This is a genomic window from Enemella evansiae (assembly GCF_004362375.1).
In the GTDB taxonomy this organism is placed as follows: Bacteria; Actinomycetota; Actinomycetes; order Propionibacteriales; family Propionibacteriaceae; genus Enemella; species Enemella evansiae.
Map to the genome: position 1 here is coordinate 15,710 of NZ_SNXA01000011.1, position 19,473 is coordinate 35,182.

At 69.0% G+C, this 19,473-nt stretch carries 19 protein-coding genes, 1 tRNA gene and 1 pseudogene; 9 read left to right on the forward strand and 12 right to left on the reverse strand.

Features of this window, described 5'->3' with window-relative positions; translation table 11 throughout:
• Positions 1–28 precede the first annotated feature (28 nt).
• The 6 genes and pseudogenes from C8D81_RS14705 to C8D81_RS14730 form a co-directional block, all read left to right on the forward strand.
• Complete coding sequence (locus tag C8D81_RS14705) at positions 29–664, forward strand: hypothetical protein (RefSeq protein WP_229237971.1); 636 nt, start codon at positions 29–31, stop codon at positions 662–664.
• A complete protein-coding gene (locus C8D81_RS14710; RefSeq protein ID WP_133626332.1) occupies positions 661–2,448 on the forward strand; it encodes a type IV secretory system conjugative DNA transfer family protein in 1,788 nt (595 codons plus the stop codon). The genes C8D81_RS14705 and C8D81_RS14710 overlap by 4 nt, the downstream gene beginning before the upstream one ends.
• A gap of 92 nt (positions 2,449–2,540) precedes the next feature.
• Entirely contained in the window at positions 2,541–2,987 is a 447-nt protein-coding gene (locus C8D81_RS14715) for a single-stranded DNA-binding protein (RefSeq protein WP_133626333.1), read from the forward strand.
• A 17-nt stretch (positions 2,988–3,004) separates the two neighbouring features.
• On the forward strand, positions 3,005–3,637 hold the full coding sequence (locus C8D81_RS14720; RefSeq protein WP_133626334.1) for a hypothetical protein: 633 nt from the start codon (positions 3,005–3,007) through the stop codon (positions 3,635–3,637).
• Positions 3,638–3,648: 11 nt separating this feature from the next.
• Positions 3,649–3,885 (forward strand): hypothetical protein, encoded by a 237-nt coding sequence (locus C8D81_RS14725; protein ID WP_229237972.1) that lies wholly within the window; start codon positions 3,649–3,651, stop codon positions 3,883–3,885.
• A 187-nt stretch (positions 3,886–4,072) separates the two neighbouring features.
• Positions 4,073–5,149 (forward strand): annotated as a pseudogene (locus C8D81_RS14730) (recombinase family protein); the annotation flags it as partial.
• 610 nt (positions 5,150–5,759) lie between these two features.
• Here the strand turns inward: C8D81_RS14730 and C8D81_RS14735 are convergent.
• A tRNA-Ala gene (locus C8D81_RS14735) sits at positions 5,760–5,832 on the reverse strand.
• Positions 5,833–5,936: 104 nt separating this feature from the next.
• Between C8D81_RS14735 and C8D81_RS14740 the strand changes: the two genes are divergently transcribed.
• Positions 5,937–6,605 (forward strand): class I SAM-dependent methyltransferase, encoded by a 669-nt coding sequence (locus C8D81_RS14740; protein WP_133626336.1) that lies wholly within the window; start codon positions 5,937–5,939, stop codon positions 6,603–6,605.
• A 237-nt stretch (positions 6,606–6,842) separates the two neighbouring features.
• Here the strand turns inward: C8D81_RS14740 and C8D81_RS14745 are convergent, their stop codons facing one another.
• The 10 genes from C8D81_RS14745 to C8D81_RS14785 all read right to left on the reverse strand — a co-directional run bounded on the left by C8D81_RS14745 (position 6,843) and on the right by C8D81_RS14785 (position 15,989).
• Positions 6,843–7,460 (reverse strand): histidine phosphatase family protein, encoded by a 618-nt coding sequence (locus C8D81_RS14745; protein WP_166646829.1) that lies wholly within the window; start codon positions 7,458–7,460, stop codon positions 6,843–6,845.
• Positions 7,457–7,846 carry a ribosome silencing factor gene (gene rsfS / locus C8D81_RS14750; protein WP_094360215.1) on the reverse strand — a complete coding sequence of 130 codons (390 nt, stop codon included), beginning with the start codon at positions 7,844–7,846 and terminating at the stop codon, positions 7,457–7,459. Before rsfS ends, C8D81_RS14745 begins: the two co-directional genes overlap by 4 nt.
• Complete coding sequence (nadD, locus tag C8D81_RS14755) at positions 7,843–8,514, reverse strand: nicotinate-nucleotide adenylyltransferase (protein WP_094360213.1); 672 nt, start codon at positions 8,512–8,514, stop codon at positions 7,843–7,845. Before nadD ends, rsfS begins: the two co-directional genes overlap by 4 nt.
• A gap of 13 nt (positions 8,515–8,527) precedes the next feature.
• Positions 8,528–8,674 (reverse strand): hypothetical protein, encoded by a 147-nt coding sequence (locus C8D81_RS21020; protein WP_166646830.1) that lies wholly within the window; start codon positions 8,672–8,674, stop codon positions 8,528–8,530.
• A gap of 37 nt (positions 8,675–8,711) precedes the next feature.
• Positions 8,712–9,977 carry a glutamate-5-semialdehyde dehydrogenase gene (locus tag C8D81_RS14760; RefSeq protein WP_133626337.1) on the reverse strand — a complete coding sequence of 422 codons (1,266 nt, stop codon included), beginning with the start codon at positions 9,975–9,977 and terminating at the stop codon, positions 8,712–8,714.
• 18 nt (positions 9,978–9,995) lie between these two features.
• Positions 9,996–11,120, reverse strand: a complete 1,125-nt coding sequence (locus C8D81_RS14765; protein WP_094403944.1) for an ABC transporter ATP-binding protein — start codon at positions 11,118–11,120, stop codon at positions 9,996–9,998.
• Positions 11,117–12,148 carry an ABC transporter ATP-binding protein gene (locus C8D81_RS14770; protein ID WP_229119635.1) on the reverse strand — a complete coding sequence of 344 codons (1,032 nt, stop codon included), beginning with the start codon at positions 12,146–12,148 and terminating at the stop codon, positions 11,117–11,119. The genes C8D81_RS14765 and C8D81_RS14770 overlap by 4 nt, the downstream gene beginning before the upstream one ends.
• Before the next feature lie 17 nt (positions 12,149–12,165).
• Positions 12,166–13,170 (reverse strand): ABC transporter permease, encoded by a 1,005-nt coding sequence (locus C8D81_RS14775; protein WP_229118150.1) that lies wholly within the window; start codon positions 13,168–13,170, stop codon positions 12,166–12,168.
• Positions 13,167–14,189, reverse strand: coding sequence for an ABC transporter permease (locus C8D81_RS14780; protein ID WP_094360205.1), 1,023 nt, complete (start codon positions 14,187–14,189; stop codon positions 13,167–13,169). The genes C8D81_RS14775 and C8D81_RS14780 overlap by 4 nt, the downstream gene beginning before the upstream one ends.
• A gap of 123 nt (positions 14,190–14,312) precedes the next feature.
• Entirely contained in the window at positions 14,313–15,989 is a 1,677-nt protein-coding gene (locus tag C8D81_RS14785) for an ABC transporter substrate-binding protein (RefSeq protein ID WP_166646831.1), read from the reverse strand.
• Positions 15,990–16,225: 236 nt separating this feature from the next.
• Between C8D81_RS14785 and C8D81_RS14790 the strand changes: the two genes are divergently transcribed.
• Complete coding sequence (locus C8D81_RS14790) at positions 16,226–17,497, forward strand: pyridoxal phosphate-dependent aminotransferase (protein WP_094432031.1); 1,272 nt, start codon at positions 16,226–16,228, stop codon at positions 17,495–17,497.
• Positions 17,498–17,515: 18 nt separating this feature from the next.
• Here the strand turns inward: C8D81_RS14790 and C8D81_RS14795 are convergent, their stop codons facing one another.
• Entirely contained in the window at positions 17,516–18,082 is a 567-nt protein-coding gene (locus C8D81_RS14795; RefSeq protein WP_229119636.1) for a flavin reductase family protein, read from the reverse strand.
• A 386-nt stretch (positions 18,083–18,468) separates the two neighbouring features.
• Between C8D81_RS14795 and C8D81_RS14800 the strand changes: the two genes are divergently transcribed.
• Complete coding sequence (locus C8D81_RS14800; protein WP_166646832.1) at positions 18,469–19,452, forward strand: alcohol dehydrogenase catalytic domain-containing protein; 984 nt, start codon at positions 18,469–18,471, stop codon at positions 19,450–19,452.
• Positions 19,453–19,473 lie beyond the last annotated feature (21 nt).

Consider the following 19,473-nt stretch of genomic DNA (forward strand, 5'->3'; position numbering starts at 1 on the left):
ATGGGGCCGGTGCGCGCACCTGCCTGGCATGAGCAGCGAGCACCCACACCGGCAGAACAGGCATAGTCGGAACGACCAGGACACGAGCCGCAAGGCCACCGGCAGGACCGGGGGATCGCGGCCCGAGGCTGCGGGCGGCACCTCGGATCAGGCGCCGGTGGTACTGCCGCACCTAGTGGTCACCGTCCACGAGCCCGGCACCCTGAGCGCCATCCTCGACGGCACCGAGGTCCCACCACCCACCGGGCAGGGCGAGTGGACGCGCGGAGACCTCGGTGTCCTGCTCGACACCGTGACCCAGGACCGCACCATCGCGGTGCGGATCGAAGTCCGCGAAGTCGACGGGACCGTGTTCACCGACCTCATCCACACCCGCCGACGCCCCGCTCCCGAGCCCGAACCGGACAGCACTGCGGCACCGACGCGCCGTGGCCGCCGCGCCCGCCAGAAGCAGCCGGTGCTGGTCGAGGTCACCGGGGACGGGTTCGTGCCGGGCGAGGACATCGCCGTCGCCGTGATCGTCTCCCACACCGCCGCTGCCGGCACCGGGGCGGCGCGCGCACTGCTCGACCAACGCCAGCTCGACTCCCTGGCCGAGAGCCCGCACGAGGTGGTGCTGTATGGGCGCGTCTCCGGCACCACCGTGGTCAGGCGGGTGTCGTGAGCAGCCCACAGGGGCGGCAGACCGGCTCGTTCGGGGACGAGCTGACCAACGCCGCCCTCATCGGCCTGGTCGGCATGTTCGGTGGCGCGCTCATCCTGCGCGCCGCCGGCAGCGTGGCCGCGTTCCTCACCGGCAGCACCCAACCCGCCGCAGGGCCGGCGTCGGGGCTCGGGGTGCTGTTCGACCCCGCCGACCCCGCTGCCGTGCTCGACGCCGCCGGGCTGAACCCGGTCGTCTACTGGATCGTCACAGCCCTCCTGCTCGCGGGGCTGTGCGTCGGTGGCGGGTGGGTGTGGGTGCGGCTGCGCCGCCACACCCGCAAGACCGAGACCGACCCCCGCCGCCTCGCCGGCACCGCCACCGGCCACGAGGTCAGCCAGACCGCCTCCAGCAAGGCGCTGCTGCGCCGCGCCGGCACACTCCGACCCTCGGTGGAGCAGCCCGCGGCCTCCGATGTGGGCTACCTGCTTGGCACCAGCCGCGGCAAACAGGTCTGGGCATCGGTCGAAGACTCGATCCTGCTGCTCGGGCCGCCCCGCTCCGGCAAGGGCCTGCATGTGGTCATCAACGCCATCTTGGACGCGCCGGGTGCCGTGGTCACCACCTCGACGCGGCCAGACAACCTCACCGCCACCCTCCGCGCCCGACAGCGGGACGGGCGGCCGGTGGGAGTGTTCGATCCCCAGCATCTCGCCGAAGGCGTCCCCGCCGGACTGCGGTGGTCCCCGGTCCGCGGCTGCGAGGACCCGCTGACGGCGATGATCCGCGCCACCGGCCTCGCCTCCGCCACCGGACTCAGCAGCGGTGGTGTGGAGTCGGGCGGGTTCTGGGAAGGCAAGACCCGCACCGCGCTGCAAGCGCTGCTGCACGCCGCCGCCCTCGACGGGCGGCCACCGGCTGAGCTGTTCCGGTGGACCCTGGACCCATCCATCGCCGCCGAAGCCGTCGCCGTCCTCACCAACCACCCGAACGCAGCGACAGGCTGGGCCGACTCCCTCGGGGCGATGATCGACTCCGACCCCAAGACCCGCGACTCCATCTGGCAAGGCGTCTCCCTCGCCCTCTCCGCCCTCGCCGACCCCCGCGTCCTCGACGCGGTGACCCCGCGCGACGGCGAGCATTTCGACCCCGAAGCCTTCCTCACCCAACGAGGCACGCTGTATCTGCTCGCGACCGGTGCCGGGGCCGGCGCGTCCGCGGCCCTGGTAGCCGCGTTCGTGGAAGACCTCGTGGAAGCCGCCCGCCGCCTCGCCGCCCGCTCACCTGGTGCCCGGCTCGACCCGCCGCTGCTGCTGGCCCTGGACGAGATCGGCAACCTCTCACCGTTGCCGTCGCTGCCGACGCTGATGGCCGAGGGCGGCGGCACCGGCATCACCTGCCTCCCCGTGCTCCAGTCCTTGGCGCAGGCCAGAGAGAAGTGGGGCGACAACGCCGCCGGTGCCATCTGGGACGCGAGCATCGTCAAGATCATCCTCGGCGGCGCCTCCAACTCCCGCGACCTCCAAGACCTGTCCTCCCTGATCGGCGAACGCGACGAGTACACCGATTCGGTGACCCTGGGCGATCACGGCACCAGATCGAACCAGCGCTCCATCAGGCGGGTGCCGATCCTGCCGCCGGACCGTATCCGCACCTTGCCTTTCGGGACCGGCGTCACCCTGCTGCGCTCCGCGCCGCCGATCGTGACCGACCTGCGCGCCTGGCCGACCCGTCCCGACGCGACTCAACTCGGCAACGACCGCGGCGAGGTTGAGGCGCTGCTGCGCCGCCCTGCGGACACCTGACCTGGTCTGCCGTCTGTGGGCGCGGGTGTGCACCTGCCTGACACGAGCGGCCCGGTACTCGGTGGCCGCCAGATGTCCAGGAAGGCACGGTCATGGCTATTCACACGCAGGAGTCGTTGTCGGGGTTCATCGCCTCGGACCCGCAACTCACTCAGACCTCGAAGGGCGACGCGAGGTTCTACGCCCGGATCGGCAAGGAGCACTTCCGCCGCGAGGAGGACGGGTCGTTCACCCAGACCGAGACGACCTACCACCACATGGTGATGTTCGGCCGCTCGGCCGAGCACGCCCACGCCCGGTTCGCCAAGGGTGACAACTTCATCGCCGAGGGCTACACCCGCGAGGTCAACTACGAGCGGGGCGGGCAGAACGTCGAGGGTGAGGAGTTCGTCGCCAAGAAGCTGGGCCACGACACCGCCCGCACCCGCTACGAGGTGGACCGTAGCCCGCGCCGTCCGGCGGCCGAGCGGGAAGCGGCCGGGTTCGAGGCACCGCAGCGGCCGGCGCCGGCGGCGCAGTCGGCGTCGCTGAGTCTGTGAGCGAAGGGGCCGCGACGATGAGCGATCAAGACGACCCCAACGCCAACGTGGACGAGCCGGAGGTGGACGATGAGCCGGATGTCTTCGACGGCCCGCCGCGGGTGAGCGCGGCGGATGTGGCCGAGCCGCCGCATCCGGTGAACTGGAACCTGCTGACGGCGCACGAGTTGGAGACCGAATGGCTCGCGCTGAACCGGTGGGTGGACTGGCTCCGGCACACCTACGGCCTCCCCGCCTCGGTGGTCCCGCCGTTCTGGCACCACCACCCCGAACTCATGTGGGAACTCAGCGCCTTGCATCTGCACTGGCTGTGCGCCTACGACCCCGAACAGAACGGGTCAGCCCCGAGCGGCTGGCACCGAGACTTCGCTGAGACCCGCAACCGGCTCCGCGAATGGGTCGCCGCCTGCGGCACCCGCCTGGACCGCGACCGACCCACCCGCCAGACCACCTGGCCCGGCGAGGATGCAGCAACCCCGGTGGAGGACATCGTCATCGCCGACCGAGACGCCGAGTTCGTGGAATGGGTACAGGCCGAGGTACGCCGCCGCCAGGAAGCCGAGGACGAGTTCTACGCCCACCTCGACACCAGCGCCGACTTCGACGCCGATCTGGACGTCGATCCGGTAACCGGGGAGGTGCGCGACTGATGGGTGCGTATGTGAAGAAGACCGACCGGCGCCGCTACGAGGACCGATCGTTCTCCGTGCGTGCGGTGCACCGAGACCGGCCCGACCTACACAAGCTCGCCGAAGTGCTGATCCGGCTGACCTTGCAGGAGACCGGCCGCACCCGCGCCGAAAACCGCGCCACCGAACCACCCGACACCTACCGGCCCGGCCCCGGCGACACAGCCGCCACCTCCACCGACAAGCGTCAGGCCGCTTCGGTAGAATGAGCAGACAAGCCTCGCGCACCGCGTGGGGTGTTGTGGTCCTCAACCCCGCCGATTGGCGGGCAACACGCAACGCGGCCCGTCTGGGTCGCCACTACAGCCCTCGGGCTGCTCTCACGATCAACACCACCGCTCCGAACCAACCGGTTCACGGGACGCGAGGGTCGATCCGCGTGAGAGAAGGACCACGATGACCACCGCGCCCACCACCGACGCCGACCAGGACGGGTCGGCCCGCACCGATCCGGTGTCCAGCCTGATCGACCCACCCGAGAGTGCCGCCCTCGCGGTGTCCTATCTGCGGGTCTCGACCAAAGAGCAGGCGGAGAAAGGCGGCCGCGACGAGGGCTTCTCCATCCCCGCCCAACGCGAGGCCAACCGCCGCAAGGCCGAAGCCCTCGGCGCAGTGATCACCGAGGAGTTCATCGACGCCGGGGAGTCGGCCCGCACAGCCGACCGTCCCGAGCTGATGCGGATGATCCGCTACGTCAAGGCCAACAAGGTCGCCTACTGCATCGTGCACAAGGTCGACCGTCTCGCCCGCAACCGCGCCGACGACGTGACCATCCACCTCGCCCTCCAACAAGCCGGCGTGCTCCTGGTCTCCGCGACCGAGAACATCGATGAGACCCCCTCGGGGATGCTGCTGCACGGGATCATGTCCACCATCGCGGAGTTCTACTCCCGCAACCTCGCCACCGAGGTCACCAAAGGCATGACGCAGAAGGCCACCAACGGCGGCACCCTCGGCAAAGCACCCATCGGCTACCTCAACGTCCGCGAACGCGACCCCAACGGCCGCGAGGTCCGCACCGTGCAGCTCGACCCCGAACGCGCCCCGCTGATCGAGTGGGCGTTCAAGGCCTACGCATCGGGGAACTGGACCGTCAGCCAGCTCCACGACGAACTCACCTCCCGCGGCCTGCTCAGCCTGCCCACCCCGAAACGCCCATCCAAGCCGCTCGCGGTGTCCTCGGTACACCGGCTGCTGACGAACCCGTACTACAAGGGCGACGTCACCTATCGCGGCGTGAACTACAGGGGCGCCCACGCACCGCTCGTGCCAGCCGAGGTCTGGTACCAGGTGCAGGCGGTGCTCACCGCGCACAAGTCAGCCGCCGAGGCCACCCAGGTCCACGACCACTACCTCAAAGGCACCATCCACTGCGGGCTGTGCGGGTCCCGGCTGATCGTGTCCAACGCCAAGAACCGGCACGGCAACGTCTACTGCTACTTCGTCTGCTCCGGCCGGCACTCCAAGCGCACCGACTGCGCCCGCGGGGCGATCCTGATCGCCGACGTGGAGAAACTGATCGAGGACTACTACCAGCGCATCCAGATCACCCCCGCCCACCGCGAAGCCCTCGCCGGGATGCTGCACCACGAGTTCGACCAGCTCATGGCCGCCGAGACCGACGAACTCGCCCGCCTCACCACCCGTCGCGACCGGCTCCAGCACGAACAAGAACGACTGCTGCAAGCCCACTACGCCGACGCGATCCCGCTGTCCCTGCTCAAACGAGAACAAGACCGCATCCTCGCCGAACTCGACAGCATCAACCGCCGCATCGACGCCCACCACGGCGAGTACGTCGACGCCCGCGCCCACCTGGACGACGCCCTGAACCTGCTGGAGAACTGCGCCGACATCTACCACCGGTGCGACGACGCCAACCGGCGCCTGTGCAACCAGGCCTTCTTCACCAAGGTCTACATCGACGAAGACGACGAACTGCGCGTCGAGAACAACCGGCCCTTCGAGATGCTGCTCGACCCCGAGATCAACGCCAACGCCCTCAACTGGACCCAGAACGCCGACAAGGCTCGAACCCCGGCCAACGATTCCATTGGCAAGGGTTCGAGCCTTGTGCGCGGGGTGGAGCTAAGGGGATTCGAACCCCTGACCTCTTCCATGCCATGGAAGCGCGCTACCAACTGCGCCATAGCCCCGCGCTCGTCTCCGAGCAACCAGAGAAATATAGCGTGGTCACCGGGTACCGGACAAATCGGAAACCCGGCACCCACATGCCGGTGCCGGGTGGCATGCTCGGAGCGTGAACTTCGATGAACGCGCCGCCACCTGGGACGACGATCCCGCCAAGATCGAACGGGCGCAGCGGGTCGCCGCCCTGCTCCGCGAACACCTGCCCCTCACCGGCTCGGAGCGGATCCTCGACATCGGCGGCGGGACCGGGCAGCTCAGCTTCAACCTGGCCGGCGACGTCGCCGACGTGACCATCTCCGATGCCTCCGCCGGCATGATCGAGGTCGCGACCCGCGGCATCGAAACGCTCGGGCTCGGCGACCGGTACCGCGCCGTCCAGCTGGATCTCACCACCGACACTCCCCCGGCCGAGGACTTCGACGGCGCGTGGAGCCATCTCGCCCTGCACCACGTGCCCGACGTCGACCTGCTGCTGGGCAAGGTGTACGCCCTGCTGCGGCCGGGTGGATGGTTCGCGGTGGTCGACCTCGATCACGACGCGCACGGCGCCTTCCACGAACACCTGCATTCGCAGCAGGAGAAGCACGAGCACGGCCGGGGTGAGCACGGCGACGAGTTCCTGGTGCACGACGGGTTCGACCGGGAGGGGTTCGCCGAGCGGCTCCGGGCCGCTGGCTTCACCCGGGTCGATATCACCGACGGCGGGGTGGTGACCCGGGAGGTCGAGGACCAGCAGGCCGACTTCCCGATGTTCCTGGCGGTCGGTTTCCGCGAGTGAATCCCGTGCGCTGGGACATGCAGTAGTCGCGACGTTCCATGATCAAACCCAGTGGGACTGGGTTTGGCAACGGGTCGGATTCGACTAGTGCATGTCCTGGCGTTCGGCCCTTGGCTTCGACTCGCTCGTACCTCGCTCGCTCAGCCGGCGTGGTACCCGGCTCATCTCGACTCGCTCGTACCTCGCTCGCTCAGCCGGCGTGAATGGGGCTCCGCATGGTCGGCTACTCGATGAGCGTCAGGCGGTCTCGTTGTAATGCGTGATGCGCCAGGGGTGGGCCGGCTGATGGCTGCGGTCGATGGTGATCCAGCCGCAGTTGTCCAAGGAGCCAAAGGATTCCTTCAGCTCGGGCGGGATGCCGACCATCTCCAGCGCGCCGACCTTCCCGGCCAAACCGTGCATCACCACCGCGACCACGGCGTCATCGGGGGCCTGCTCGCCGATCTCGCGCAGCGCCTCGGCCACCCGCGCCTCGACCTGGCGTACCGATTCCCCGGTCACCCCGCGGACCACGTCCTCACCGCGGGCCTCGCGCTCCAGCACCGCACCGAACTCATCCAGCAGCTCGGTCAGCACCCGGCCCGACCACTGCCCCACGCTGATCTCCCGCAACCGCTGATCGGTGCGGATCGGCAACCCGGTCAGCTCGGCCAGCGCACCCGCGGTGGCGTACGCCCGCTGCAGATCCGAGGACCAGATCTCGGTGATGCCCAGCTCGGCCAGCCTCGGCGCGGCCTCGCGCGCCTGCGCCAACCCGGTCTCGTTCAACGGGATGTCGGCCTCGCCCTGCCAGCGGCGGTGCAGATTCCAGTCGGTCTGGCCGTGCCGCCAGACCACCAGCCGCCGAGCGGTCACCGCTTCTCCTGCGCTTCCTCGATCCCCAGGCCGTCGAGCGACAGGCGCGGGCAGTCCGCCCAGAGCCGGTCCAGGGCATAGAAGGTGCGCTCCTCGGCATGCATCACGTGCACCACCAGATCCAGGTAGTCGAGCAGCACCCAGCGATTCTCCCGATCGCCCTCGCGGCGGGTCGGTTTCTCGTCGAACTCATCGCGCAACCGCTCCTCGATCGCATCCACCACCGCACCGACCTGCCGGTCGTTCGCGGCGGAGACGATCAGGAAGACATCGGCGATGCCGAACTGATCCCCCACGTCGAAGGCGGCGATCTCGGTACCGAGCTTGTCGGCGGCCGCCTGCGCGGCGGCCCGGGTGATGGCCAGCGAGTGCTCCGAAGCGCTCATGAAGTCCTTTCCCGATCTGCGGAGGGTGACTGGGCGTAGAGCCCGCGTTTGCTGATGTACTGCACGATCCCGTCCGGCACCAGATACCAGATCGGCTCCCCCTGGCTGACCCGGGCGCGACAGGCGGTGGAGGAGATCGCCATCGCCGGCACCTCCATCAGGGTCACCCGGTCCGGCGGCAGATGGTCCACCGCGGGCGAGTTCAGCTCCACCCCGGGCCGGGACACCCCGACGAAGTGCGCCAGATCGAACAGCTCGTCGGCACCGCGCCAGGTGAGGATCTGGGCCAGCGCGTCGGCACCGGTGATGAAGAAGAGGTCGACATCGTCGCCGCGTTCGGCGCGCAGATCCTTCAACGTGTCAACGGTGTAGGTGTCACCCTGCCGGTCGATGTCCACCCGGCTCACGGTGAAGCGGGGGTTCGAGGCCGTCGCGATCACCGTCATCAGATAGCGGTCCTCGGCGGCGGATACCTTGCGATCCTTCTTCTGCCACGGTACGCCGGTGGGCACGAAGACCACCTCGTCCAGGCCGTAGCGGCTGCCGACCTCGGAGGCGGCGACCAGGTGGCCGTGGTGGATCGGATCGAAGGTGCCGCCCATCACGCCGAGCCGATAGCGGGAACCCGCCACGTCGTCGCGGCGGCTCAGCCCGGGCTTGTCACTCATCGAGGAGTACGCCTCAGGAGTGCGGTCGGCTGCCCCCGACGGCGGTCACGATGGCCAACAGCGCCATGAGCAGTCCGAAGGCGATCAGGCCGAAACCCCAGGCAGGGATTGGCAGTTCGTTCAGGCCCTCGGCGGCCACGGTCTCGAGCAGCAACAGCATGGCGGCATGCTACCGGAACAGTTGGGGGCTCCGCGCGTCAGCCGCGTACCTGGCCCGCACCCGTCACCAGGTATTTCGTCGAGGTCATCTCCGGCAGGCCCATCGGCCCGCGGGCATGCAGCTTCTGGGTGGAGATGCCGATCTCGGCGCCGAACCCGAACTCCTCACCGTCCACGAACCGGCTGGAGGCATTCACCAGGACCGCGGCGGCATCCACCTCGGCCTGCCAGCGCCGGGCGCTGGTCTGGTCGTCGGTGATGATGGTCTCCGAGTGCCCGGTGGAGTGTTCGCGGACGTGGGCCAGCGCATCGTCGATCGAGTCGACGATCCGAGCCGACAGATCCAACGACAGCCACTCCCCGGTGAAGTCGTCCTCGACGGCCGCGACCACCTCGTCCCGGTCGGCGACCGCGGCGAATCCGGGCTCGGCGTGCACGGTGACCCCGTGTTCGACCAGTGCCGCGATCGCCTTCGGCACAAAGGAATCCGCGATATCGCGATGCACCAGCAGGGTCTCCACGGCATTGCAGACACTGGGCCGCTGGGTCTTGGCGTTCAGCAGCACCGCGAGCGCGGTCTGCTCGTCGGCGCGGGCATCGACATAGAGGTGGCAGTTGCCGGTGCCGGTCTCGATCACCGGCACCTTCGACCCCTCGACGACGGCGTTGATCAACCCGGCGCCACCGCGCGGGATCAGCACGTCGACCACCCCGCGGGCGGCCATCAGCTCGGCGGTCACCTCGCGGCCACCGGTGACCAGCTGGACCGCGTCTTCGGGCAGGCCCGCCTCGGCCAGCCCTGTGCGCAGCGCGGCGACGATCGCGGCGTTGGAGTTCGCCGCCGAGGACGAGCCGCGCAGCAGCACCGCATTGCCGGACTTGAGCGCGATCCCGGCGGCATCGGCGGTCACGTTCGGCCGGGCCTCGTAGATGATCGCGACCACCCCGAACGGCACCCGGACCTGGCGCACCTCGACGCCGTTGGCATTGGTCCAGCCGCGGACCACGTCACCGACCGGGTCGGGCAGGCCGGCGAGCTGCCGCAGCCCGGAGGCCATCCCGTCCAGCCGGTCGTCGGTGAGCCGCAGCCGGTCGACCAGCGAGGCGGCGGTGTCGGCGGCCTCGGCGGCGTCGGTATCGGCCCGGTTGGCGGTCAACACCTCACCCCGCGCGGCGAGCAGCGCGTCGGCCATCGCGTGCAGTGCGCGGTCCTTGTCGGCCCGTCTGGCGGTGGCCAGCACGCGACTGGCCTCCCGGGCGCGTACGCCCTGCTCGGCGAAGGTCGTCTGCTCGGTCGTGGTCATGGGCCGAGGATACGCGGCTCAGCCTCGGGGTTCGACGGGTTCTGCCACCTGGGAGGCGCGCGGGGCGATCTCCCCGGAGAGGATCTCACCGGCCCAGTGGCAGGCGACCCTGCGGCCGGGCTGGATCTCGGTCAGTTCCGGCACCTCGGTATCGCAGCGGGTCTCCTGCCGCCACGGGCAGCGGGTGTGGAAGCGGCACCCCGAGGGCGGATTCGCCGGCGAGGGCAGATCGCCCTGCAGCAGGATCCGCTCGCGGTTGTCCTCCAGTTCCGGGTCCGGCACCGGGATCGCCGACATCAGCGCGATCGTGTAGGGGTGCAGCGGCTGGGCATAGAGATCGTCGGCCGGCGCCTCCTCGACCAGCTTGCCGAGATACATCACGCCGATGGTGTCGGAGATGTGTCGCACCACCGCCAGGTCGTGCGCGATCACCACATAGGTGAGCCCGAACATCTCCTGCAGCTGTTCGAGCAGGTTGATCACCTGCGCCTGCACCGACACGTCGAGCGCCGAGACCGGTTCGTCGGCGATCACCAGCTCCGGGTTCAGGATCACCGCGCGGGCGATCCCGATCCGCTGCCGCTGCCCACCGGAGAACTCGTGCGGATACTTCGCCAGCGCCGAGCGTGGGAGGCCGACCAGTTCCAGCATCCGCACGGCCTTGGCGAGGTAGGCCTTCTCCGAGTTGGCGCCGAATTCTTCCTTGTCCTGCTGGGAAAGCCCGTGCACCTTGAGCGGTTCGACGAGCAGCGACTGGATCGACTGCCGCGGATCCAGCGACGACATCGGGTCCTGGAAGACCATCTGCATCCGGCGGCGCAGCTTGCGCAGCTGCTCACCCTTCATCGCGGTGATGTCGGTGCCGTCGAAGACGATCGACCCGCCGGCGGTGTCCTCCAACCGCAGCAGCGCCCGGCCCAGGGTGGACTTGCCGCAACCGGACTCCCCCACCAGGCCGTAGGTACGCCCCCGCGGGATCCGTAGGTCGACCCCGTCGACGGCCTTCACGTGCCCGACGGTGCGGTCGAAGATCAGCCCGCTGCGGATCGGGTAGTGGACCTTGAGATCGTCGACGACCAGCACCTCGTCGACCTCGGCCGGGGCGCCCGCATCGGGCTGGTCACCGGTGATGGCGGTGCTCATCGCATTACCTCCTGCCGCTCGTCGGCGCCGGCGGGATGCACGCAGCGCACGCGGTGTTCGTGGGCCACCTCGTCGAGGGAGATCGCATCGGTGACGCAGGCGTCGGTGGCGTGCCGACAGCGTGGTGCGAACGCACACGCCTTGGACCAGGAGATGGTGTCGCGCGGCGTACCGGGGATCGGGGTGAGCTTCTCGTTCCGGTCGGAATCCAACCGAGGAATGGAATCCAGCAACCCCTCGGTGTAGCGGTGCCGGGGTGAGCCGAAGAGTTCCTTGCGTGGCGCGTATTCCACGATCCGGCCGGCATACATCACGTTGACGTGGTCGCAGAGTCCGGCGACCACACCCAGGTCGTGGGTGATCATGATCATCGCCGTGCCGAGGTCGCGGACCAGTTCGGCCAGCAGCTCCAGCACCTGGGCCTGGATGGTGACGTCCAGGGCGGTGGTCGGCTCGTCGCAGATCAGCAGCTTCGGCTTGCAGGCAAGGGCCACCGCGATCAGCGCGCGCTGCCGCATGCCGCCGGAGAGCTGGAACGGGTATTCCCCGAATCGGCGGGCCGGATCGGGGATACCGCAGCGATCGAGCAGCTCGATCGCCTCCTTGCGGGCCCGGTCGCGGGACATCTTCTCGTGCGCGTGCAGCACCTCGGTGATCTGGGTGCCGACGGTGACCACCGGGTTCAGCGAGCTCATCGGATCCTGGAACACCATCGCCAGTTCGTCACCACGCAGGCGATTCAGCTCCTTGTCCGACAGCTTCAACAGGTTCCGGCCGCGATAGTTGGCCTCCCCGGAGATCTGTACGCCGCGGCGCGGCAACAGTCCCATCACCGCCATCGAGGACACCGACTTGCCGGAGCCGGACTCCCCCACGATGCCGACCACCTCACCGGGGCGGACGTCGAAGGAGACCCCGTCGACGGCGGCGAACGGGGTCTGTCCGCGGCGGGCGAAGCTGACCCGCAGGTCCTTCACATCGAGCAGCGCCTCGGCGCGCTGCCTGGGGTCATCAGTGGTCGGGGTCATCGGTGCCTCCTGGCCCGTCATCGGCGGGACTTGGGGTCGAGGGCCTCGCGCAGGGATTCGCCCAGCAGGGTGAAACCGAGCGCGGTGACCGCGATGCACAGACCGGGCAGCACGGTCAGCAGCGGATAGGACTCGAGGCGTTCCTGACCCTTGACCAGCATCCGGCCCCATTCGGCCACGGTCGGATCGGGGGCGCCCAGGCCCAGATAGGACAGCGCCGCGACCTCGATGATCGCGGTCGCCAGCATCAGCGTGGCCTGCACGATCACCGGGCCGAGCGAGTTCGGCACCACATGGCTCATCACGATGGTGCGCGGCCGCAATCCCAACGAGGCCGAGGCGAGCACATAGTCCTGGCGGCGCTGCTTCATCATCGAGGCCCGCAGCAGGCGGGCGAAGATCGGCACCTGGGCGGCGGCGATCGCGACCATCAGCGCCTCCGGCCGGCGGCCCATGATCGCGGCCACCGAGACCGCCAGCAGCAGCGCCGGGATGGAGAGCAGGATGTCCACGATCCGCATCACCAGGGTGTCCACCCAGCCGCCGATCGCACCGGCCAGGCCGCCGAGCACGGCGCCGCCGGCCAACCCGAGCAGGGTGGAGACGACGCCGATGATCAGCGACTGCCGGGCGCCATAGATCAGCTGGGTGAGGAAGTCCGAACCGAAGGAATCCAACCCCAGTGGATGTTCCGGGCTGAACGGCGGCAGCGTGGAGGGGGTGATCTGGTTGGCCCACTCGGTGGTCGATGGTTTGTAGGGGGCCAGCAGCGGGGCGAAGACCGCGACCACGATGAAGGCGAGCACGATGATCCCGCCGATGATCGCCGACGGGTTGCGCCGCAATCGCTGGAAGGCGCCCTTCCACAGGCTGGTGCCGGTCTCGTCCTCGGCCAGCTGCGGGCCCATCGCCGCGACCAGGGCCGGCGGCCAGTTCGGGTGCTCCTCGGTGATCGTGTCGGCTTCGACCGCGGTGGCACCCGCGGTCTGCTGCTTGTCGGTCTTCACGGTCTTCTCGCTCACGTGACACGCATCCTCGGGTCGAACACCCCGTAGAGCAGGTCGACCACCAGGTTGACCAGGGCGTAGATGATCGCGATGAACAGGATGAATCCCTGCAGCACTGCGTAATCCAGGCTGGAGATCGCCTCGAACAGATAGGAGCCGATGCCGTTGAAGGCGAACACGCCCTCGGTGAGCACCGCACCGGACAGCAGCGCCCCGGTCTGCAGGCCGATCAGGGTGACGATCGGCAGCATCGCGTTCTTCAGCACGTGCCGACGGGTGATCAGGCCCTGCGGGAGGCCCTTGGCGGTGGCGGTGCGCACATAGTCCTCGTTGAGCACATCCAGCACCGAGGCCCGGGTCATCCGGGTGATCGCGGCCAGCGGGATCGAACCGAGGGCGATCGCCGGCAGGATCAGGTGCTTGATGGCATCCCAGGAGGCGTCCCATTCCCTGGTGAGCAAGCCGTCCAGCACATAGAAGTTGGTGATGTGGGTGGCGTCCAGGCGGACGTTCTGCCGGCCGGAGGTGGGCAGCACCGCCAGGAACTCCAGGCCGGGGATGCCGACCGCGAAGACCAGCTTCAGCAGGTATGCGAGCACGAAGACCGGGATCACCACGCCGATCAACGAGTTGGTCACCGCGATGGTGTCCAGGATGCCGCCGGCCCGCTTGGCGGCGAAGTAACCGAGCGGAATCCCCACCACGATGGCGAAGATCAGCGCCGCCACCGACAGCTCGACGGTGGCCGGGAAGCGTTCCAGGAAGGTGCCGACGACCGGCTGGCCGGTGCGCGGTGAGCTGCCGAAGTCACCGCGGATCAGTTGTCCGAGCCAGGTGACGTACTGCACCGGGATGGGCTGGTCGAAGCCGTACTGGGCGTTGATCCGGGCCACCGCCTCGGGGGTGGCCTTGTCACCCAGCAGTGCCGAGGCCGGATCCCCGGGCAGCGCCCGCAGCCAGGCGAACAGCAGCAGGCTCAACCCCAGCAGCACCGGGATCATCAACAGCAGCCGGCGTACCACGAATCTCAGCATCGGCGGTCTCTCAACATCGGCGGTCTTGGCATCGGGGGGTCCTCACACGCGCGCCGTGGATGGGGCGGCATCCGCCCCATCCACGGCAACGATCAGATCGGTCGAATCAGCTCCACGCGGGACTCAGCGTTCGACGGTGACGTTGTTCCAGACCTCGTCGTTCACCGGGCTCGGCGTGTAACCCTTGACCCCCTTGCCGAAGGCCAGCGACGGCGCCGGGTGCGCGAGCGGCACGCCCGGGACGAACTCAGCGATCTGCTCGTTGATCTTCTTGTACGCCTCGGCCTGTGCCTCCTTGGTGGGCAGCTGGCGGGCGTCCTGCAGGGCCTTGAACAGCTCCGGGTTGTCGAAGCCCCACTCGATGCCCTTCTTGCCGAAGAACACACCGACGAAGTTGTCCGGGTCGTTGTAGTCACCGGTCCAACCGAGGAAGTGGATGTCCCGCTTCGGGATGCCCTCCGGCTTGCGGGTCATGTCCAGGTAGTCCGGGCTCCACTTGGCGGTGACCGGCTCGACCTTGATGCCGACCTGCTCCAGCTGACCCTTGATGGTCACGAAGGAGTTCTCCGGAGTCGGCATGTAGGGCCGGGAGACACCGGTCGGGTAGGCGAATTTCAGGGTGAGGTTCTCCTGACCGGCCTCCTTCAGCAGCTGCCGCGCCTTCTCCGGGTCGTACTTGTAGTCGGTGACCCCGGGGTTGTAGCCGACGACGTTGTCCGGCATGAACTCGATCGCGGTCTTCGTGCCCTCGGGCAGGCTCTGCTTGACCAGCGCGTCCTTGTCGATCGCATACGAGATCGCCTCGCGGACGCGCTTGTCCTGCAGCACCGGGTTGGCCTGGTTGAACGCCAGGTAGAAGATCGTGAACGGCTGGCGCTGCATCACCTGCAGGCCCTTGTCCTTCAGCGACTGGACATCGGCGGGCGCGACCAGGTCGTAACCGTCGATGTTGCCGGCCTCGAGCTCCTGGGTGCGGGCCTTGGGATCGGAGATGATCCGCACGACGGCCTTGCTGACCTTGGCCTTGTCGCCCCAGTACTCCTCGTTGCGGTCCATCACGACCTGCTGGCCGCGGTCCCACTGGGCGAACTTGAACGGCCCGGTACCGGTCGGGTGCTGGGTGGCGTACGCCGAGAACCGCGGGTCCTTCGCGTCACCCTGCACGTCGTCGGCGTTGTACTGCTTCATCGCGGTCGGCGACTGCATCGCGAACGCCGGCAGCGTCATCGCGTCGATGAAGGCGGCGAACGGCTTGTTCAGGTTGATCGTGACCTCGCTGTCGGACTTCGCGTTGCAGGAGTCGTAGATCGTCTGCCCGGCACCGGCCTCCGGGTTCTTGAAGCCCTGGAAGAGCTTTCCGTAGTAGTAGGAGATGTTCTCGTTCTGGTTCAGGCCCTTCCAGTTGGCCCACCGGTCGAAGTTCGCGCAGACGGCGGCGGCGTTGAAGTCGGTGCCGTCGTGGAACTTCACGCCCTTGCGCAGCTGGAAGGTGTGGGACTTGCCGTCGGGCGCGGAGGACCAGCTCTCGGCCAGCAGCGGTTCCAGCTCGGTGGTGCCCGGCTTGGTGGAGACCAGACCCTCGAACAGGTTGCGCGAGATCCGGAACGACTCACCATCGGAAGCGAAGGCCGGGTCGAGCATCACCGGATCCGAGGAGCCGGCGAAGATGAAGGTGTCGTTGGCGCCACCGCTGCTGCCGCTGTTGTTGTCGCGCTGGCTCTCCGCGCACGCGGCCATCGTCGCGGTCAGCGTCAGCACGGCCGTCGCGGCGAGCACCCGGCGGATGTTGGATTTCTGCACTGTCCCTACCTCGTTGTGTGAACGGGGATCCCCAGGCCCGGATATGGGCTTGCCCGACCCTAACGCAGCCGTGCCCGGTGAAGCAGCATTCCACTGGTCACGATTGGGTCAACCGCTCAGTGGGTTGCGCAATGGGCCCATCGATCCGCGAGGAGGGTGAGACAAACTGTCTTGTCCGCTGGGATTCGGGTGGGCTCGCGCGTCCGGGTCACCGGGAGGCGAGCAGGGTGGGATGCATGGACATCGCCAACGACGCCGATCCGGACACCGACCTCTCCCCCACCCTGGCCATCAACGAGGAGATCGACCGCCGCCGCCGGCTCGGTCTGCCGGTGGTGCCGCTCGGCTTCGGCGAGGCCAACGTGCCGGTGCTGCCCGAGCTGCGGCAGCGGTTGGCCGAGGCGGCCGATCAGGGTGGGTACGGTCCGGTGGCCGGCGTACCGGAGCTGCGGGAGGCCGCCGCGGGCTATCTGGTACGCCGGGGTGCGCCGGCGACCGCGGACCGGGTGATCGCCGGACCGGGCAGCAAGCCGTTGCTGTTCGCGGTGCTGCGGGCCCTCGACCTGCCGGTCGTGCTCCCCGCGCCCAGCTGGGTGAGTTACGCCGCCCAGGCCCGGATCGCCGGGATCGAGACCCACTGGGTCCCCCCGCGCCCCGGCCAGGGCGGCGTACCCGATCCGGACCGGGTGGTCGAACTCGCCAGTGCTCCGAACCGGCCGCGGTTCGCGGTGCTGCTCACCCTGGTGGACAATCCCACCGGCGCGGTCGCCGATCCGGGCACCATCGCCGAGCTGGCCCAGGTGGCACGGCGCCACGATCTGCCGCTGATCAGCGATGAGATCTATCGGGATCTGGTGCACGATCCCGATCGCCGGCTGGTCGGGCCGGCCGAACTCGCCCCGGAACGCACCTTCGTCACCACCGGGTTGAGCAAGAACCTGGCCGTCGGTGGCTGGCGGATCGGTGTCCTCGGGCTCCCGGACGGTCCGCTCGGCGCCCGGGTCGCCGGACGGGTTCTCGGGCTGGCCAGTGAGCTCTGGTCGGTGCCGCCGATGCCGGTGCAGCGCGCGGCCACCTGGGCCTTCACCGAGCCACCGGAGGTGACCGCGCGCTTCGCCGACAGCGCCCGGCTGCACGGCCGGATCGTCGGCGCGGTCGCCGAACGACTGACCGCACTGGGGGTGGGGTTCGTGCCACCGGGTGGTGGCTTCTATCTCTATCCCGACTTCGAGGCGCATCGGGAATCGCTGCTGCACAAGGGAATCAGCGATTCGACAAGCCTTGCGACAGGCCTCTTGGAGGAGCACGGCGTGGCCACCCTGCCCGGGGTCGCGTTCGGCGACCGACCGGAGCGACTGACCCTTCGGCTGGCCACCTCGATGCTGTTCGGGCGTACGCCGACCGAACGCCAGCAGGCGATCGAGACCGCCGACCCGCTCGAACTCGGCTGGGTGCAGGACAACCTGGCCCGGCTCGATGCCGCGCTCAGCGGGTTGCTGCGCGGCTGAGTCAGAGCCCCACCCGCCTCACAGCATCGCCAGGCTGCGGAACTGGCTGCCGTGGAAGACCAGCGGCTCCCGGCCGGCGAAACTGGTGATCGCACCGATCTCCAGCAGCACGATCTCGTGGTCGCCGGCGGTCACCTCCTGCCTCACCGCACAGTCCAACCACAGGCAGGATCCGCCGATGAAGACCGCCCCCTCGCGGGTGGCGCTCCAGTCCAGGCCGGTGAACCGATCCGCCGCTTTCGCGGCCAACTGCCGACTCACCCCGCCCTGCTCCGCGGCCAGCACGCTCACCCCGAGGCGGGTGGCGCCGCGCAGCTTCGGCCAGGTCGAGGAGGAGTGCGCGATGCAGATCGAGACCAGCGCCGGCTCCAGCGAGACCGAGGTGAAACTGCTGGCTGCCAGGCCGATCGGCTGGGCATCGCCGCCGGAACCGAGCGCACACAGCGCGGTGACACCGCTCGGGAAGTGACCGAAGGCCTCGCGCAGTTCGGGCTGCCCGAAGGGTGCAGTGCGCTGGGGATGGATCAACTCCACCGCCCTCTCCATCACGGTCTGGTTCATGGTGTCCTCCAGGGTCTGCTCCATTGCTTGGCATCGACTCTGCGCCGCCGCCGGCGCGATGACCATGTGCCCGAGGACAAACTTCGCGCGGGCTTTTGTGATGGCCGACCCCACGCGCAGCACCTGTGCCAACAGCCCAAAGGTCGACCACCGGTTTGGGCCGGGTGTCGGCGGGGGTTCCCAGGCGGCCGAGCGCGATTACGTTGATCCCACGACCGCGACGGGGCGGATCGGCACTGGTCACCGGAGCCGATCGAGGATCCGTCTGCGGAAACGTCGATCGACAAGGGGATCCAACGATGAATCCTGCGCCCCGGGCCGCGTCGCCTGACCGCGATCGGGTGACCGCGCGGTCCAGAGCCATGGGGGTGGTCGCCTATGGCCGTCCCATCCAACCCATCGAATTGCCGGTGGTCCCACCGAAGGACGATGAGGTCGCGGTCTCGGTCACCTACTGCGGGGTCTGCGGCACCGACGTGAAGATCGCCGAGGGCGGATTGGGATTCTCCGCCGACCTGCCACTGCCGCACGTGCCGGGCCATGAGGTCGTCGGCGTGGTCACCGAGGCCGGCAACGACTCCCCCGTCGCCGTCGGCAGCCGGGTGCTGGTCTACGACTTCCTCGGCTGCGGGGTCTGTGCACCGTGCCGCGACGGCCACGAGAACGTGTGCACCGATCTGCGGCGCCGGGTCGGGTTCACCAGCCAGGGTGGTTTCGCCGAACGATTGGTGCTGCCCCACCAACTGGTGGCCGTGCTGCCGGACACCGTCAGCGATCGGTCCGCCTCCGCGCTCGGCTGCGCGATGGCCACCGCCTACCGTGCCGTGGTCCGGCAGGCCGACGCGCGGGCCGGTGACCGGGTGCTGGTCAGCGGCGCCGGCGGTGTCGGGCTGCACGCCGCCCAGATCGCCGTGGCCTGTGGTGCCGAGGTGGTGGCCGCCGACGTCTCCCAGGCCGCCCTGGCGGCCGTGGAACTGTTCGGCGTCCGCACCATCGACGCCGGGGACCTCCCGGAGCTGACCCCGGCGGCGTTCGACACGGTCATCGAGACCTCGGGCCACCTCACCGATCTGGGCGTGCTGTCCCGACTGCTGCGCCCACGCGGACGGATCGTGCTGGTCGGTTATGACCCCTCTCGACCGATGACGCTTCCGACCTTGGAGATCGTCAACAACGAGATCGAGATCGTCGGCAGTCGGTACGCCACCCGGTCCGACCTGCTCGGCGGCCTCGATCTGGTCGCCCGCGGACTCGTCACACCGGTGATCAGCCGGGTCCTCGACCTCGACGATGCCGCCGCCGCCCTGGCCGCGGTCAAGGCCGGTCGCGTCACCGGCCGGATCAGTCTGCGCATCCACCCGGAACAGCAATCGCAGCAACCGCAGCACCCGTAGCACCAGAGGAGAACACCATGT